This is a genomic window from Olleya sp. R77988, from assembly GCF_044594215.1.
Lineage (GTDB): Bacteria > Bacteroidota > Bacteroidia > Flavobacteriales > Flavobacteriaceae > Olleya.
The window spans coordinates 1,909,400-1,925,613 of record NZ_CP138988.1 but is presented as its reverse complement, the minus strand read 5'-3'; the positions used below and the strand labels follow the sequence as shown (position 1 = coordinate 1,925,613).

General features: G+C 29.7%; 20 protein-coding genes. 12 read left to right on the top strand and 8 right to left on the bottom strand.

The annotated features are described in order from the left end of the window. Nucleotides 1-209 precede the first annotated feature (209 nt). Complete coding sequence (locus SJY17_RS08645; protein ID WP_397362165.1) at nt 210-719, top strand: DUF695 domain-containing protein; 510 nt, start codon at nt 210-212, stop codon at nt 717-719. Then, nucleotides 706-969 (top strand): hypothetical protein, encoded by a 264-nt coding sequence (locus tag SJY17_RS08640; RefSeq protein ID WP_397362164.1) that lies wholly within the window; start codon nt 706-708, stop codon nt 967-969. The genes SJY17_RS08645 and SJY17_RS08640 overlap by 14 nt, the downstream gene beginning before the upstream one ends. 257 nt (nt 970-1,226) lie before the next feature. On the opposite strand, the gene SJY17_RS08635 is transcribed toward SJY17_RS08640, so the two are convergent. From SJY17_RS08635 to SJY17_RS08620, 4 genes are all read right to left on the bottom strand, one after another. Then, nucleotides 1,227-2,129, bottom strand: coding sequence for a TIGR01777 family oxidoreductase (locus tag SJY17_RS08635; protein ID WP_397362163.1), 903 nt, complete (start codon nt 2,127-2,129; stop codon nt 1,227-1,229). A 132-nt stretch (nt 2,130-2,261) separates the two neighbouring features. Continuing rightward, the gene (gene mnmD / locus SJY17_RS08630; RefSeq protein WP_397362162.1) at nt 2,262-2,948 is read right to left on the bottom strand and encodes a tRNA (5-methylaminomethyl-2-thiouridine)(34)-methyltransferase MnmD; all 687 of its coding nucleotides are present in this window, start codon (nt 2,946-2,948) and stop codon (nt 2,262-2,264) included. Beyond that, nucleotides 2,945-3,382 carry a hypothetical protein gene (locus tag SJY17_RS08625; protein ID WP_397362161.1) on the bottom strand — a complete coding sequence of 146 codons (438 nt, stop codon included), beginning with the start codon at nt 3,380-3,382 and terminating at the stop codon, nt 2,945-2,947. Before SJY17_RS08625 ends, mnmD begins: the two co-directional genes overlap by 4 nt. Before the next feature lies 1 nt (nt 3,383). Continuing rightward, nucleotides 3,384-3,905 (bottom strand): DUF4920 domain-containing protein, encoded by a 522-nt coding sequence (locus SJY17_RS08620; RefSeq protein ID WP_397362160.1) that lies wholly within the window; start codon nt 3,903-3,905, stop codon nt 3,384-3,386. A gap of 113 nt (nt 3,906-4,018) precedes the next feature. Here SJY17_RS08620 and SJY17_RS08615 point away from each other — a divergent pair, with 113 nt between their 5' ends. Continuing rightward, entirely contained in the window at nt 4,019-5,080 is a 1,062-nt protein-coding gene (locus SJY17_RS08615) for a branched-chain amino acid aminotransferase (protein ID WP_397362159.1), read from the top strand. A gap of 93 nt (nt 5,081-5,173) precedes the next feature. On the opposite strand, the gene SJY17_RS08610 is transcribed toward SJY17_RS08615, so the two are convergent. Next, the gene (locus tag SJY17_RS08610) at nt 5,174-5,560 is read right to left on the bottom strand and encodes a hypothetical protein (protein ID WP_397362158.1); all 387 of its coding nucleotides are present in this window, start codon (nt 5,558-5,560) and stop codon (nt 5,174-5,176) included. A gap of 61 nt (nt 5,561-5,621) precedes the next feature. On the opposite strand from SJY17_RS08610, the gene SJY17_RS08605 reads away from it, so the two are divergent. From SJY17_RS08605 to SJY17_RS08590, 4 genes are all read left to right on the top strand, one after another. Next, on the top strand, nt 5,622-5,807 hold the full coding sequence (locus SJY17_RS08605) for a hypothetical protein (RefSeq protein ID WP_397362157.1): 186 nt from the start codon (nt 5,622-5,624) through the stop codon (nt 5,805-5,807). Nucleotides 5,808-5,953: 146 nt separating this feature from the next. Beyond that, nucleotides 5,954-6,454: a hypothetical protein gene (locus tag SJY17_RS08600; protein WP_397362156.1), complete on the top strand. Its 501-nt coding sequence runs from the start codon at nt 5,954-5,956 to the stop codon at nt 6,452-6,454. A 23-nt stretch (nt 6,455-6,477) separates the two neighbouring features. Further along, a complete protein-coding gene (locus SJY17_RS08595; protein WP_397362155.1) occupies nt 6,478-8,316 on the top strand; it encodes an ATP-binding protein in 1,839 nt (612 codons plus the stop codon). After that, nucleotides 8,313-8,936 (top strand): response regulator, encoded by a 624-nt coding sequence (locus SJY17_RS08590; protein WP_397362154.1) that lies wholly within the window; start codon nt 8,313-8,315, stop codon nt 8,934-8,936. The genes SJY17_RS08595 and SJY17_RS08590 overlap by 4 nt, the downstream gene beginning before the upstream one ends. A gap of 259 nt (nt 8,937-9,195) precedes the next feature. On the opposite strand, the gene SJY17_RS08585 is transcribed toward SJY17_RS08590, so the two are convergent. After that, nucleotides 9,196-11,235 (bottom strand): dihydrofolate reductase, encoded by a 2,040-nt coding sequence (locus SJY17_RS08585; RefSeq protein WP_397362153.1) that lies wholly within the window; start codon nt 11,233-11,235, stop codon nt 9,196-9,198. A gap of 97 nt (nt 11,236-11,332) precedes the next feature. Here SJY17_RS08585 and SJY17_RS08580 point away from each other — a divergent pair, with 97 nt between their 5' ends. Beyond that, a complete protein-coding gene (locus tag SJY17_RS08580) occupies nt 11,333-12,352 on the top strand; it encodes an SRPBCC family protein (RefSeq protein ID WP_397362152.1) in 1,020 nt (339 codons plus the stop codon). Further along, nucleotides 12,353-12,724, top strand: coding sequence for a fluoride efflux transporter CrcB (gene crcB / locus SJY17_RS08575; protein ID WP_397362151.1), 372 nt, complete (start codon nt 12,353-12,355; stop codon nt 12,722-12,724). Between the two features lies 1 nt (nt 12,725). Here crcB and SJY17_RS08570 read toward each other — a convergent pair whose 3' ends face one another. Then, the gene (locus tag SJY17_RS08570) at nt 12,726-13,328 is read right to left on the bottom strand and encodes a DUF1684 domain-containing protein (protein WP_397362150.1); all 603 of its coding nucleotides are present in this window, start codon (nt 13,326-13,328) and stop codon (nt 12,726-12,728) included. Nucleotides 13,329-13,647: 319 nt separating this feature from the next. Here SJY17_RS08570 and SJY17_RS08565 point away from each other — a divergent pair, with 319 nt between their 5' ends. Further along, nucleotides 13,648-14,859, top strand: a complete 1,212-nt coding sequence (locus SJY17_RS08565) for an MDR family MFS transporter (RefSeq protein WP_397362149.1) — start codon at nt 13,648-13,650, stop codon at nt 14,857-14,859. Next, on the top strand, nt 14,860-15,234 hold the full coding sequence (locus SJY17_RS08560; RefSeq protein ID WP_397362148.1) for a VOC family protein: 375 nt from the start codon (nt 14,860-14,862) through the stop codon (nt 15,232-15,234). A 23-nt stretch (nt 15,235-15,257) separates the two neighbouring features. On the opposite strand, the gene SJY17_RS08555 is transcribed toward SJY17_RS08560, so the two are convergent. Continuing rightward, entirely contained in the window at nt 15,258-15,698 is a 441-nt protein-coding gene (locus tag SJY17_RS08555; protein WP_397362147.1) for an Lrp/AsnC family transcriptional regulator, read from the bottom strand. 116 nt (nt 15,699-15,814) lie between these two features. On the opposite strand from SJY17_RS08555, the gene SJY17_RS08550 reads away from it, so the two are divergent. Beyond that, nucleotides 15,815-16,210 carry a hypothetical protein gene (locus SJY17_RS08550; protein ID WP_397362146.1) on the top strand — a complete coding sequence of 132 codons (396 nt, stop codon included), beginning with the start codon at nt 15,815-15,817 and terminating at the stop codon, nt 16,208-16,210. Nucleotides 16,211-16,214: the final 4 nt, after the last annotated feature.

Below are 16,214 nucleotides of genomic sequence, written 5' to 3'. Positions count from 1 at the left end.
AAACGCTTGCAAATTTATGATTTTTAGTTGAAACTAATAGAGTTTACTGTTTTATTTTTAAGCGAATTTGATACTGGTTTTTAAAGTTTACTAAACAGTTGCTAGTCTTGACTTTGTCAAAAAAATCAACTAACTTCGTTTAACGATTGATAAAAAACATTAAAACGATTTTTTATCAGAGAAACATTGTACGTAATTTGACCAAATCGATGAAAAACATTTTACCATTAATATTAATACTGAATTTTGGTTCTTTATTTTCTCAATCAAAAGAGAATAAATTGGAACTTAATGATACTTGGTTTGGCGGAGAAACCGAAAACAATGGAAAACCAGTAATTATTCGTGGTAGACAGCATTTAAAGAATTTTATTGATTCAAAACAATACACGGAACACGTTGAATTCGTTTGGACATTTGAGACGGAAACTGAAAACGGAATCCCAACGCCTGAAGAAAATATCTATATGCAAAAAGTGGAAGATGTGCTAATTGAAAATTTGGAATCTGACTTACAGTCTGTATTGACAATTGTCTATACTCACGACGGAATTCGTTCTTCAATTTTTTATACTAAATCTGTGCCTGAATTTCTAAAGCGGATTAATAAAGCTTTATCGGAATTTAAAAAACTGCCGATTGAAATAACAAACGAAAAAGATATTGAGTGGGAATTATATACTGGAATATTAAAGAGTTATGAACTTGAACCAGAATAAAGAGAAAGAAAATGCTGAAAAACGCAAAAATGCACCTTTGAGTAATTCAGAAGCTTTAAGTTTCTTTTTCATTCCTATTGGTTTTGCCAAAATTAATAGATGGGAAAACACCGACTTTAATCAATCTGAAATAGAACGATTTAAAAAATTCGGATTTGAACGAAAAATTAAACAAGCGTCGGAAATGAGAATATTTGGAATGATATTTTATATTTCGGTTGCAATAATATTAGCGTATTTATTAAATTAAAAAAACTACGTACAACACCGTATAAAATTAATTGCTAGTGCAAGCTTACTTACGAAAATCCTCGCGGATTTTCTATTCGGTTTGTATTTGCTAAATTAGGTGCTTAAACCACGCAACTAATCTTATACAAACACGTTAAACGAACTATTTAGGAAACTGCTTCTTAATGTTCCAAATTAATTCCTCAAGACCATTTACTTTAAGCGTGTAAACGGTTTCTATCACACTTAATATTTTACTTAAAAAACCAAGTATCCCTACAACTCTTCTTCCAAAGCCATTTGTAAATTATAATACTCAAAATTAAACCCACTAGTTTCAACCTTCTTAGAAGATACACGTTGGCTTTCAAATAGAAGGTTATGCATTTCTCCTAAAATAAAATTCATCATGAATTTTGGAATATTTGGCAAAATAACTGGTCGTTTTAATTGCTTTGCAATAGCTTTAGTTAGATGTTGGTTGGTTTCTGGGTTTGGTGCAACACCATTATAAACACCTTTTAGTTTATTATCTAAAACATATAAAAATAGATTTGCTAAATCTGTAATATGTATCCAAGATTGCCACTGCTTACCAGAACCAAAAGCTGCTCCTGCACCAAATTTAATAGGTTTTGCCATCTCTGGAAGCGCACCTCCTTTTGCAGACAAGACTAATCCAATCCTTATTTTTGCAACATTTATATTAAGTGTAGAAAACAGGTCTACTGCTTGTTCCCATTGTTGTACGACTTGACCTAAAAACGAGGTACTAACTTCAGTATTTTCTTCTGTATAATATTTTGTCATAGAGCTTGGATAAATACCAATAGCACTAGCAGATATTATTTGTGTGACTTGATTAGGATTGTTTTTAAGCGTATTAAATAATAATTGTGTGGTTTGTGTACGACTAGATATAATTTGCTTTTTATAGTTATCTGTCCAACGTTTAGAAATGCTTGCTCCTACTAAATGAATAATTACATCTACATCTTTCAGACACTCTATATCTATTATACTTTCTGAAGGGTTCCAATAAAACCCTTTAAAACCCTCTGCTGTAGATAATTTGGATTTATTAGTTGTTAAATAATTAATTGCAATGTTTTTACTTTGACATTGTTTAGCAATCTCACTTCCAATTAATCCAGTTGCTCCTGTTATTAAAACACGCATTTTGTTTTTATTTAAATTTACGAATTACCATTTAACAACTTACCAAGTTTAAGTAAGGTTTAACTAAATTTACTTAACTATTTGATAAGAAAACATGTTATATATACAGATCACTAAAATTATTACACTTCACTACTCCTTAACAGCTCTTAAAATATGTCGCTTATTTGGTGGTCCAGGTAATCTGCTTACAGTAAATCCAACACTGATCATAGCTCGTCTTGCTGCGCCTTGAGAACAGTATGTAATTAACACACCTCCTTTTTTTAATGCTCTATACATTATTTTAAAAATGGGTTCTGTCCATAATTCTGGTTGTGCGCCTGGTCCAAAAGCATCAAAATATACTAAATCAAATTGATTGTCTGCTTCTAATTTAAAAATATCAAGTTGTCGTTTTTCTAAAGAAAAACTAGAAGTTATTTGATGTACATCTTCCCAAGATACTGTATGCATATTATCAAACAGTTCTTGCTTCTCATTAGCTTGAAGTAATTCTGGATAGTTCAGTTTTTTAATAACATCAATAGGTACTGGATCAGTTTCGATACCTAAATAATTTATATTTACTGGTAATGCTTCGGTTTTTAAAAGTGTATTAAAGGCATTTAATCCAGAGCCAAACCCTAATTCTAAAATAGAACAGGATTGTAGTATGTCTTGCCTTTTTTCCGAAGACAAAAAATATAACAATCCTGCATTTATATAAACATGATTAGACTCTTCAATTGCTCCATAAATAGAATGATAATGGGCTTGATACTTTGGATGTACTAAAGTAGAAGATCCGTCTTTTGTAATTTCTATAGTTGGTTTCAATTGTTGTTAGCGATTAACAACTTTTTAATTTTTGGAATTGGTCCTGTACATTCTTTTTGATGACAAGACACACAAACATTAATTGTATTATTAAATCGCTCTTTGAGGCTTAAAGTTGATTGATCATTAAAAATTTCTTTTTCTGCATTAATAAACACATTGGAAAAACTTTTAAATCTTTCGTTTCTTTTTTTAAAATTCGATAATTGAGCCGAGTGTATGTTTAAAAAATCATTAGGAAACTCAGTTGGTGTTTTTCCTTCAACAATGTCTTTTTTAAGTTGTAAGTTATAGTCATACATCTCTTGCATTAAAATAGACATTTCTGAAGGTACATACATGTCATAAACAATTTTTTCTTTAACGTCTTCTTTGTTTTCATTGTTACAAGACACTAAAAACAAAGTTGCTAAAACCCAAAAACTCAGTTTCATATTATTTTTTTTCTACTAATAACACACCATCAGCTTCAAAAGAAAGCGTACGTTTTGGTTCTGTAATCGCTTCTATTTCTTCTTTAGATGCATTTTTATCTTCAGCGTAGTGACGTTGCTCGTCTACAGACACTTCTTTTACATATGCCATACCATTTACAATCACATCTTGACCAGCAATATTTTTAGGCATAAAAAAACCATAGTCTTTAAATTTAACCATTACATCATTACCATCACCTAAGTCTGCTGTCATCCAACATCCTTTAGCTTGACAAACCTCAGTAACTTTTAAAGTAACTTTTGCTGGTAAGCTATCTCCTGCTTTAAGGTCTTTATAATGTGCAATCATAGATTTTGATGCAATTGCATCGTTAGCTACAATTTCTTTTCCAAAAGATTTGTAAGTTACATCAACCTGCTCTTTAGCGTCATCGCTATTAGTTGTTTGATCTGTTTTATTTTCATTTTTACAAGCCATTATTGATACAAATAACGCTATAAGAATTAGATAATTTTTCATCCTGTTTTTTATTAAATTAAGAATAACAAAGATACTATTTTAAGGTTAATTGAACACTTTATAATTTATAATTCTGTATTTTTGTAGTCAATATTTAATCACTATAAATAGCAATGTTAACCAAAAAAGACATAAAAATCACTAAATCTAAAACCTCTACAATAGAGTCTATAGATTTTAATAATTTAGCATTTGGTCAAGTGTTTTCTGATCATATGTTAACTTGTGATTTTAAAAACGGAAAATGGGAAGTTCCACAAATTGTGCCATACGGTCCATTTAGTCTAGATCCTTCTGCTAAGATTTTTCATTATGGACAATCTATTTTTGAAGGTATGAAAGCTTATAAAGACACAAGCAATGATGTGTTTTTATTTAGACCAATAGAAAACGCTAAACGACTAAACTTATCTGCAAAACGATTAGCTATTCCAGAAATCCCAGAGGATTATTTTATGGAAGGTTTAAAAGCGCTTTTAGACTTAGATAAAGATTGGATTCCTACAAATGAAGGAAGTTCATTATACATCAGACCTTTTGTTTTTGCAACTGGACAAGGCTTTCATGCCTCTCCAGCTGACGAGTACAAATTTGTTATTTGTACTGCTCCTTCTGGTGCTTATTTTTCTGGAAAAGTAAATGTTTTAATAGAAGAAAAATACTCGCGTAGCGCAAATGGTGGAGTTGGATTTGCAAAAGCAGGTGGTAATTATGCTGGACAATTTTATCCAACGCAATTAGCAAAAGCTAAAGGATACCAACAAGTTATTTGGACAGATGACACGTCACATGAGTATATTGAAGAAGCTGGAGCTATGAATGTTTTTGTACGTATTAATGATACCTTATTAACGTCTCCAGTAAGTGATAGAATACTAGATGGTATTACCAGAAAAAGTATTTTAGAATTAGCAGAAGCTGAAGGTATTAAAACAGAAGTAAGAAAAATAAAAGTTAACGAATTAGTTAACGCATCAAAAGATGGAAGTTTAAAAGAGATTTTTGGAGCAGGTACTGCTGCAGTAATATCTCCAATTGCTGGTTTTGGTTTTAGAGGTGAAGATTTTGAATTACCAAAACTAGAATCTACTTTTGCATCGCAATTAAAATCACGTATTATAGACATACAAACTAATAAAACTGAAGATCCATTTGGATGGAGAATGAAGGTTTAAATTGGTTTATTTAAATCACTCAAATAAATAAAAAAGCAGCCATTTGGCTGCTTTTTTATTATTAACAAATTGACAAATTATCGAATTAATAAACTATTTATCAAGTATAGCTTTAATATTAGGCTTAAAGTAATTTGGTCCTTTTAACACTTTACCATCTTCTCTGTAAATTGGCTCTCCATCTTCACCTAATTTACTCATATTACTACGTTGTATTTCGGTAAAAACCTCTTCTATTTTATGTTGCATTCCGTGTTCGATAATTGTACCACATAAAATGTAAAGCATGTCTCCTAAAGCATCTGCGACTTCTACTAAATCATTAGTTTTTGCTGCTTCTAGATACTCTTCGTTTTCTTCACGCATTAGCTCGTAGCGTAACAAGTTTTTATCTAGTCCTAAATCTGCTTTAGGTGTCTCTCTATATCCTATTTTAAAAGCAGTATGAAATGCTTTTACAGCCTCAATTTTATCTTGCATAATTGTTGTATATTACTTGATGTTAGTCCTTAGTTTTATTAATTTTGCTTAAAAATAAATTATGTTTAGTAAAGGACAAATGGTTTTTGGAGTTTTATTTGCAATTGCATTTATTATCATCCTTATTAGGATGTATAAAAAAGACTTAAACCTACACAAAATCCATTATAAAGGCGTGCTTTGGGTGCTTCTTGCATTTCTTGGATTTATTGGAATGATTGTCGCTATTAAAGTTATTTTTAAATAATTAGCTTTTATTTTCTATTCTTTTTTTTTGTAACTTCATCGAGACTTTTAAAATTTTATCTATAAAATTCCTACAATTAAGTGTTTTTTTATGGTTTAAATTGTAAAAGTCAATGCTATTAATACTAACCAATAACTTTCTTTAAAATGAAATTACAAAAAAACATTAAATTCGCCTTTTTGTTACTAATCGCTTTAAGCTTAACAAATTGTGGTGACAAAGCTTGTCAAACAGAATTAGAAACAACCAAACAAAAATTAGCAGATCTTGAAAAAGCTTTAGACACACCTAGCCCAGCTTTAATGTCAACCACAGCAGCATTTAATTTTTGCGGATCCTCTGAAGCTATCTCAAGTGGTAATTATAACACTTTAACTGGTACAGCAAATATTATAATCCCAATTCCAGAAGACAATTCATTTGTATCAAAAACTTACGACAGAGCAACAAACACTATAAGCTATCTGTTTAGTGGAGAAACTTATGGTACACCAACTAAAGATTATCCTGATACCTTAACTGGTTTATCTAGAGTCCGTGAATCTGAATTAACTGTTGAAGTTACATTTGAATACACAACTGACAATTGTGAAACCCCAATCATGACTGAAAGAGTTAAAAAATCTAAAGTACAAGGTTTACCTTAATTAACTTTAAATTATTTTAAATTTTGAAACTACAGTGTTTCTTTTTTATACTATTTGTAGGGTCGTTTTGTACAGCACAAAACGACTCTACTTATTTTTATTACGATAAATCTAACCCTATTATAAATTTAGAAAACAAAATTAATAATGAGACTAATTCTAGTTCTAAAAATTGGTTAAGTCTAATCTATCATTCTAGAAGTAGAAAAGCAGATTCGGTTTCAAAATATCTGCGTCTTTTAAAACCAACAACATTTTCTGAAAGACAAAAAGCACAATTAGACTATTTTAATGGCTATTATAATTATTTGATTGAAAACGACTCATTAAGTCTTATGCATTTTAATAACGCTTTTAAAGCTGGAGAAAAGCATAATGATTCTTTAACTGTTTTGTATAGTTTATTGGGACTATCTCAAACTTATGATTACAATCAAAATAATCATTATAATAAAGATTATTTGGATTTGTTGAATGAATATTCTGTAAAATATAAAAACACTAATTTTCAGATATTTCAAAAATATTTAGAAGGAAATTATCATTTATTTAGAGAACAAAACAAAGCTGCTGTTAACAGCTTTCAACATATTTTAAATTATAAATTAACTAAAAAAGACAGTACAATTTTATCTAGTGTTTACAATAGCTTAGGTGTTTTATACCTAGAACAATTAAATAAGCCTGATTCTGCTTTAATTTATTACAAAAAAAGTAAGACACTATTTAAAGCTAAACCAGAACTAGACAATCCATCAAACCGTTCTTTAAATTATAGTAATATAGCAAGATGTTATGAACTATTAAACGATTTAAAAAATGCTGAAATCAACTATTTAAAAGCAGATTCAATTGAATTAAATGAAAGTGTGTTATCTAATAAAAGTGATAATAAAGATAACTTATCTAGAATATACCACAAGCTTAACCAAAACAAAAAAGCTTACCAATATCTTACAGAATCAATAACTTATAAAGACAGTCTAAACACTGAAGAACAAAACGCAGCTGTAGCCAAATACAAAGAAAGCTTTGACAACGAAAAATTACGTGCAGACAATATAGAGATTGACTCTAAACGCAAGCGTAATAAGGTTTTATTCATTACCTCTTTTGGGTTGCTTTTATTATTAGGTGTTATTTCTTTTTTAATTCGAAGAAGCATCAAGCGTCAGCAATTATTAGCTGAAAAAGAAGGAGAAATCCAAAAACAAAAAGTAGCAACACTTTTAAAAGACCAAGAAATTAATAGTATTAATGCTATGATAGAAGGTCAAGAAAAAGAACGTCAACGTATAGCAAACGATTTACATGATGACCTTGGTAGTTTAATGGCAACAGTCAAATTACAATTTGGTATGCTTAAAGATCAGCAATCTAATAACCTATTTGATAAAACCAGTAATTTAATTGATGAAGCCTATACTAAAATTAGAAGTATAGCGCATGCAAAAAACTCTGGTGTAATTGCCAAACAAGGTTTACTAAAAGCAGTAAACTTAATGGCAAAAAAAATATCTGAAGCTAGTAATATAGAAATAGAAGTCTATGATTTTGGTCTAGAAAGCAGATTAGAAAACAGTTTAGAAATAACCCTTTTTAGAATCATCCAAGAGCTAACAACCAATGTTATAAAGCATGCACAAGCCAATTTAATTACAATTAACTTAACCAATCATGGTAATACTTTAAACATTATGATTGAAGATAATGGTGTTGGGTTTGACACAACTAAAGTGGTTAAAACAGATGGAATGGGCTTACATAGTATTGAAAAAAGAGTCGAGCATTTGGAAGGGGAAATGGTTGTGGAATCTGCCAAAAATCAAGGTACAACAATAATAATAGATATTCCATTATGATACGTTTAGCAATTGCAGAAGACCATCAATCTTTAATAGATGGTATAAAATTAATGTTGGAAGCAGAAGATAATATAACCATTGTTGGTACAGCTAATAACGGAAAAGAATTACTTAGTATTATTAAACAAAAACAACCTGATGTTGTTTTAACAGATATTAGAATGCCAATAATGGATGGTATTGAAGCAACTAAACAAATAAAACAAGAATACCCAAATACCAAAGTATTAGCTTTTACAATGTTTGAACAAGCCGAAGCTGTAGAACAAATGATAAAAGCTGGAGCTTCTGGATATGTTTTAAAAAACTCGTCATTACAACAAGTAATTGAAGCTATAAATACTGTTATTAAAGGTGATCTTTATCTAGATGCAGATATAGATACTAATGCATTAAACTTAGATAGTAGTAACAAGAAAAAAGGAGCTTTAACAAAAAGACAGACCCAAATATTAAAGCTTATTGGTCAAGGTAAAACTTCTCGTGAAATTGCCGAACTCTTATTTATTGGTGTGCATACAGTAGATACACACAGAAAAAATATGGTGCAAATTTTAGGCTTAAAAGGGAAAGGAGAATTATTACGTTATGCTATAGAAAAAAAATATGATTTTTAAAACCTAACCGTTCATAAATCAGCATTTAAAAATACCCACTATTGGGTATTTTTTTTGCTCTAAACATACCATATCTTTGAGTACAATATGTTTGTAAATGCATATTAACCAAAACACTTATTCGCTATTAATCATTTTACAAAAAAGTGTTTGACTTAAATCCCCTTAACTGGGGATTTTTGACAAATCAAAAAAGCCTTAATTTAGGGATTAAGGCTTTTTTTATTTTATTAATCCTAATTAATTAGGAAGTGTAATTTTAATTTTCTTCAGATAAAAAACTGTATTGTTTAGTATACTCTAACATTTGTCCATCAAAACTTTCTGGTTGTGTTACTTTAATTGCAGTTATCTCTCCATCATCATTAGTTTCTGTAACTAAAACAGGATTTACAAAACCACTATAAGGTGCAGATGTAAATTGCTTGTTACGCTCTAAAACCTCTGCATGGATAGCTTGGTCTACTTTTACACCATAACCTTCCACTAAAGCTTCTACTGCTTTGTAGTCTCCTTCAGATTTTATACGTTGTGCTTCGCGTAATAATTGCCCAAAAAGCTCGTGCAATTTTTCGTAGTCATTTATATTAAAATAAGTTTTTCCATCTCTAGTTACTTTTTCAATAACATTGTCTGCTTTACCTTTTTCAAAAACCCAAGCACTAACCCATTGTCTGTTTACCATATGTGCTTCTTCAACATCATCACCTAGTTTTAATCGTATTAATTGTGTCATCAAACCATTACGTATATAACCGTCAAAAGCTGCTTTACCAATAGATTTCCAGTCGTCAACCAAACCTAATTCTTGTAATTTAGGACTGTATAAATAGTATAATCCAACTAAATCTGCACGTCCTTCTTCTAAAGTAGATGCATATTTTTTAAGCGTTTCTTTAGTCTCTCCTATTCCAGGATTTAATTGTCCAGATGCATGACCAATAACTTCATGTAATGCTGTATGCAATTTATCTGCTTTCTGTCCATATTTTTCTTCTAACTCATACTCCTCCTCATCATGTACAAACTCTTTTAAACGTCCAGTACTTCCAGCATTATTATATGCATAAATGATGTTTCCTAAAGACACAGACTTACTTCCTACTGCTGCTCTAATCCAATTTGCATTTGGTAAGTTTACACCAATTGGTGTACTTGGTGACGCATCTCCTGCTTCTCCTGCAACGTTTACAACTTTATACGTTACACCAACAACACTATCTTTTTTATGTGCATCCATTAAAGGCGAGTTATCTTCAAACCATTGTGCATTTTCAGATAAAACTGCCATTTTCTCTGACATATCAAAATCTTTAATCTGTACAATCGTTTCATAAGACCCTCTATAACCTACTGGATCATTATAGACTTCAATAAAACTATTAATGTAATCTATATTTCCTTCTGTTGCTGCAGTCCAAGCTACATTATAATCATCCCAAGTTTGTAAATCTCCAGTTTTGTAATATTTAATTAATAATGCAAGTGCATCACCTTGTGCTTTATTTTCAGCAACTCCTTGTGCTTTTTCTAACCATTTTACAATTTCATCAATTGCAGAACCATATAAACCTCCAGATTTATAAACACGCTCTTTTAAAACACCATTTTCTTTTACTAATTGAGAATTTAATCCAAAAGATAAAGGCTTGTCTGGATTAGGCGATTTTTTCTGTTTGTAAAAATTTTCTACATCAGCAGTTGTTACGTCTGGTCCATAAAAATTGATTGCAGATAACAATACATTATCTACATCTTTAGTTAAATTAACTTTTTTAGCATCTTTATCGTTAAAAATAACATTAAATGCTTCATCTATTAAAGTCGTATTTGTTGCTGCCATGATTTCCTTAAAATAATCTTGAGAAAATTCTGGTTTTATTTTGTCGTTAGAATAGTGATGATGAATACCATTACTAAACCAAACACGTTTTAAATAAGTTGTAAAAGCAGACCAATTATCAGCAGTTTTATCTCCTTTATAATTTGTGTAAATATTTTCTAAAGCTTTTCTGATTTTAAGATTATGTCTGTAATTTTGATCCCACATTATGTCACGACCAGACAATCCTGCTTGTGTTAGATAATAGACTAGTTTTTGCTCTTTTAAGGTTAAGTTTTCCCAACCTGGAATTTGATAACGAAGTACTTTAATATCGGCAAACTGCTCGACATTAAAACTAAAAGGTGTCTCTTTTTTATTGTCTGCAGTTTTGTTTTCTTTTGTAACAGAATTGTTTCCACAAGAAAAAAATAGTGTTACTACAAAAGCGACACTTAATATTTGTTTTAATTTCATGATAAATTGTTTTTTAAAAGTCATTAAATATAAGATTATTTAACATATTATAAATTGATTATCTTTGAAATAAATAACTTTTCAATACTTTTTTAAAATGAAATATTTAAAGTACATCCTGTTTCTTTTACTAATTGCAATAATTGCTATAGCTATTTATATTGCTGTCCAGCCTAATGAGTTTAAAGTAACAAGAACCAAAACAATACAAGCTCCTGCAAGTCTTATATATAATGATGTAATTGATTTTAAAAACTGGGAAGATTGGAATGCTTGGGTCGAAGAAAAGCCAGAAATGACATTGACTTATCCTGAACAAACCAAAGGTGTTAATGGATCTTATTCTTGGCTAGATGAAGGCGAAACTGGCACAATGAAAAACATTGAAACTAACCCAAACAAATCCATAAAACAAGAGATGCAATTTGGCGAACATCCAAAATCTGATGTTTTATGGCAATTTAAACCAAATACAGATGGAAGCACTGACGTTACATGGACTATAACTGGTAAGGAAATGTCCTTTGGATTTAAAGGTTATGCAGCATTTAAAGGCGGAATGGACAATATTATTGGTCCTTATTATGAGCGTAGTTTAGAGCTTTTAGACCGTAAAGTTGTAGAGAGCATGAAACAACACAGCTTTAAAATTGATGGAGAAACAGAATATGGTGGTGGTTTTTATATGTACAAAACAACTTCTGTAACTGGCACTAATATTAGTCAAGTAATGGGAAAACAATATGGTGATATTATGGGTTATATGGCTAAAAATAATATTGTTCAAGCAGGTATGCCATTTACTATTTATAATGATATGAATCCTGAAACTGGAAATATTATTATGAGTCAAGCAATACCTGTTATGAATAAAGTAACTGTATCTGATGATAGTGAAGTCCTTTGCGGTTTTATACCAAAAACTAAAGTAATAAAAACTACTGCAAAAGGTAATTATACTAATTTACCAAAAGCTTGGGAAGCTGCAAATAAACATATTAAGGACAATAATTTAATACAATCCGAAATTAAACCTTTTGAAATATATACAACCGATCCTGGAAAAGTACCAAACCCTTCTAATTGGGTTACAGAGATATACTTACCTATAAAATAAATGAAGCAAGTAGTATTAGTTTTTATTGGTGGAGGTTTTGGAAGTGTACTCCGTTTTATTATTGGAAAATATTTAAATAATTCTGAAAACGGAATTCCTTATGGGACTTTTCTAGCAAATATATTAGGTAGTTTATTAATAGGGATTATTCTTGGACTAGCTTTAAAAAACAATACACTTACTAATAATCAAACACTTTTATTAGCAACAGGTTTTTGTGGAGGATTTACTACATTCTCTACCTTTGCATATGAGAATCATGTGTTTTTAAAATCTGGAGATTTTACCAGTTTTGCATTATATACTATTGCTAGTTTTGTGCTTGGATTTTTAGCTGTTTTTTTAGGATTATGGGTTGCTAAGCAGTTTTAAATTAGTGCTTATCATACTTTTTTACTCCAGCTTCTATACGTGTATATAGCACATTTTCGCTTGGAACAATTGGACAAGAATACTTCTTATTGTAAGCACAATAAGGGTTATAAGCTTTATTAAAATCTACAACCATTTGGTTGTCTTTAGGCAAACCAACCTCGACATAACGTCCACCTTTATAGCTTTCAACACCATTAGTATTGTCCATAAATGGTAAAAACAGAGCTTCTTCTTCGCCTAATTGCTTTACCATTTCTATATTTTGATAGATGTTAAGCTTTAGTTCTTTTTCATTTAAAGTAAAAGTAATTTCGCCATACTTAACATAATCCACTAATCTGTCTGTAGTTGTTTTCATTTTAAAAGACGTCTCATTTGGTGTTCTTTTAAAAGATGCTGTTACAACATAAGTACTATCAAACTTAAAAAAATCTAAGCTTCTAAAGGTTTTGCGATCCTTATCTGTTAAAGGCGATTTTACTGCATCTTTAAATTTTGCATTCATTTCTTTTTGATGCTCAGTCTCTCCTAAAATTGGTAATTTATCTTGTGCACAACTTAAAGTGCTAGTCAATAAAAAAAGAAAAAATATGTTTTTCATATCAAGAAAGTTAATTACTGTTTATCAAAAATTTCAAATCAAAAATACAACTTATTAAAAATTTTGTTTAGCTTTGAACCATAAAATAAAGAAAATAATGAATCAAGTCATTACATATTTAACCAAACAAACCTCTTGTAGAGATACAAGTTGTTGGTCCTATTATATGTTATGATGATTTAAATATCAATTAATACAATATAAAAAGTCCAACTTCTAAGTTGGACTTTTTTATTTTAGAGATACTCTCAATTTAAAAGTTCACTCTTAAGAAATTAAAGACTATGTAAAAAACAAACCCTTAAAACCAACCAAACCAATGAAAACGCTATTTAAAAATTATTTTGATGCATTTAAAGGATTATCAAAAGAGATTTGGTATTTATCTCTTATATCGTTAGTAAACAGAGCAGGAACAATGGTAATACCTTTTTTATCATTATATCTTACAGACAACTTAAACTTTAACAAAGATGATGCTGGATGGATACTTGCTTTTTTTGGTATTGGTTCTTTATTAGGGTCTTTTATTGGTGGGAAGTTAACCGATAAAATTGGTTTTTATAAAGTAATGGTTTTAAGTTTGTTTTTTACTGGCTTAGGGTTTATTGGCTTGCAATATGTTACTTCATTTTGGGGATTATGCTTTGCAATACTTTTTTTAATGATGATTGCAGATACATTTAGACCAGCAATTTTTGTTTCTTTAAAAGCTTATAGTAAACCAGAAAATCAAACAAAATCTTTAGCTTTAGTTCGCTTAGCCATTAACCTTGGTATGGGAATTGGACCAACTTTAGCAGGTTTACTTATTGAAACTAAAGGATATAATTTACTGTTTTGGATTGATGGTATTACTTGTATAATGGCAATATTTTTATTTACTTTTTTAGTCAAAGAAGCTAAACAAACTAAAGAGACAAAAACTAATCAATTAGTCCTTAAAGAAAAAAACACACTATATAAAGATGTTTCCTATTGGATATTTATAGCTATTTGCTTTTTAATGGGAATGATGTTTTTTCAATATATAGTTGCTTTCCCTTTATATGCCAAAGAAAAGTTTTTTATTAACGAATTTAATATTGGTCTTATAATGGGTATTAATGTTTTACTAATTGTAATATTTGAAATGCCAATGATTAGTTATTTAGAAAAAAAGAAAGCGAAAAACACAAAACTAATAGTTTATGCGTCTTTATTTTTTGGGCTTAGTTTTTTAGCTTTAATAAACAACTTTTGGTTTGGGATTTTAATAACTCATGTTATAATTATTACTATAGCAGAAATGTTAGGTTTCCCATATACTAATGCTTACGCTATAAAAAGAGCAAAAACTGGGTTTGAAGGAAGTTACATGGCTTTATATGCTATGTCGTTTTCTTTAGCACATATTTTTAGTTCTAAAATTGGGTTAACAATTATCGAAAATTATGGCTATCAATATAATTGGATAGTAACGGTTAGTTATGGTGTTGTTGCAGTAATATTATCTATCTGGTTACATAAACGAACACAAAATAATTTATAAATGAATTTAAATCAAGTCACCATATCCTCAAAAAACCTAGAAAAAGCAGTCGCTTTTTATACACTTTTAGGGCTCAAACTTATTGTAGATGCATTACCACGTTACGCTAGGTTTGAGTGTCCTGATGGTGAGGCTACTTTTTCAATTCATTTTAATGAAAGTATGCAACAAAGCGACAATACAACTATTTACTTTGAAGATAATAATATGGATGATTTAGTTGAAGAACTAAAACAAAAAGGATTACGTTTTAAAACAAATCCAGAGGATCAATCATGGTTATGGAGAGAAGCATCTTTATTGGATCCAGACGGAAATAAAATTATTATTTATAAAGCTGGAGAACATCGAAAAAATCCACCTTGGAAAATCTAAACCAAATAAAATAACAAATGGTGTTAAACAGATTTAATACTATTATTTTTTATAACATGAGATAAGATAATCTGTGTTTTACTTTCTCCATAAACAATCAATTGATCTATAAAGGTTTCAAGATGTTTTTGATTTTTTAAAATCACTTCCATGACAATGTTTTCCTCTCCTGTAATTCTGTAACAATTAATAACCTCGTCAAACGTTTTTACTTTTTCTAAAAAAGGTTTTAATTTACCCATAAAAGCCTGTAACGTTATTAATGCTTTAAGTTGGTAACCCACTTCAAATGGAGAAATTAAAGTAATGTGGTTTTGAATAATACCTAAGTCTTCCATCTTCTTTATGCGCTCTGAAACTGCAGGAGAAGTAATCCCAACTTGCCTACCTATTTCCGCATTGGATTGCCTTGCATTTTGCTGCAAACACCTTAAAATCTTCCAGTTAAGACTATCAACACTCATATTTAAAGTATTATTAAAAAATAATTTAATTATTAAAGCAAATATACATTTTTACTTTAAAATCGAAAGTTAAAAATGCTGGCTTGTCATTATTTTTGATAAAAAGAAAAATTAAAATGTCGGCTCACATTCCTTCGCACCTTTCAGAACTACCAATCTACAAGCAAGCTATGCAGATTTTTAACTTATCTAGAAGTATTTCTAGCTATTTAAATCAAGATTTAGCATATTTATATGAAGATGGTAAAGAAGATGCTAATATTTATGTCTCTGGAGATATTGTACAGCAATCTGAATCATTAGCTCCAGAAATTATTAATGCAGAATTACAACGTCATTCAGACAAAAAACACAAACATATTGCATCAGTAAACCTATTAACAAACCGTTTATATCGTAATTGTAAACGTTTAGAATCTTGTAATAGTAACGGAAAAGACTACTTGCCAATTTTAAAAAGAGAAATTAAAAAATTTAGACAACTTCAAAGTACTTGGATGTTAACACTTTAAAATT

Coding starts and splice junctions, on each gene's coding strand:
- SJY17_RS08625 (WP_397362161.1), bottom strand. CDS start 3,382: ATGAAACTGAGTTTTTGGGTTTTAGCAACTTTGTTTTTAGTGTCTTGT.
- SJY17_RS08560 (WP_397362148.1), top strand. CDS start 14,860: ATGAATTTAAATCAAGTCACCATATCCTCAAAAAACCTAGAAAAAGCA.
- SJY17_RS08580 (WP_397362152.1), top strand. CDS start 11,333: ATGAAATATTTAAAGTACATCCTGTTTCTTTTACTAATTGCAATAATT.
- SJY17_RS08555 (WP_397362147.1), bottom strand. CDS start 15,698: ATGAGTGTTGATAGTCTTAACTGGAAGATTTTAAGGTGTTTGCAGCAA.
- SJY17_RS08600 (WP_397362156.1), top strand. CDS start 5,954: ATGAAATTACAAAAAAACATTAAATTCGCCTTTTTGTTACTAATCGCT.
- SJY17_RS08565 (WP_397362149.1), top strand. CDS start 13,648: ATGAAAACGCTATTTAAAAATTATTTTGATGCATTTAAAGGATTATCA.
- SJY17_RS08550 (WP_397362146.1), top strand. CDS start 15,815: ATGTCGGCTCACATTCCTTCGCACCTTTCAGAACTACCAATCTACAAG.
- SJY17_RS08605 (WP_397362157.1), top strand. CDS start 5,622: ATGTTTAGTAAAGGACAAATGGTTTTTGGAGTTTTATTTGCAATTGCA.
- SJY17_RS08620 (WP_397362160.1), bottom strand. CDS start 3,905: ATGAAAAATTATCTAATTCTTATAGCGTTATTTGTATCAATAATGGCT.
- SJY17_RS08645 (WP_397362165.1), top strand. CDS start 210: ATGAAAAACATTTTACCATTAATATTAATACTGAATTTTGGTTCTTTA.
- SJY17_RS08610 (WP_397362158.1), bottom strand. CDS start 5,560: ATGCAAGATAAAATTGAGGCTGTAAAAGCATTTCATACTGCTTTTAAA.
- SJY17_RS08585 (WP_397362153.1), bottom strand. CDS start 11,235: ATGAAATTAAAACAAATATTAAGTGTCGCTTTTGTAGTAACACTATTT.
- crcB (WP_397362151.1), top strand. CDS start 12,353: ATGAAGCAAGTAGTATTAGTTTTTATTGGTGGAGGTTTTGGAAGTGTA.
- SJY17_RS08590 (WP_397362154.1), top strand. CDS start 8,313: ATGATACGTTTAGCAATTGCAGAAGACCATCAATCTTTAATAGATGGT.
- SJY17_RS08635 (WP_397362163.1), bottom strand. CDS start 2,129: ATGCGTGTTTTAATAACAGGAGCAACTGGATTAATTGGAAGTGAGATT.
- SJY17_RS08570 (WP_397362150.1), bottom strand. CDS start 13,328: ATGAAAAACATATTTTTTCTTTTTTTATTGACTAGCACTTTAAGTTGT.
- SJY17_RS08615 (WP_397362159.1), top strand. CDS start 4,019: ATGTTAACCAAAAAAGACATAAAAATCACTAAATCTAAAACCTCTACA.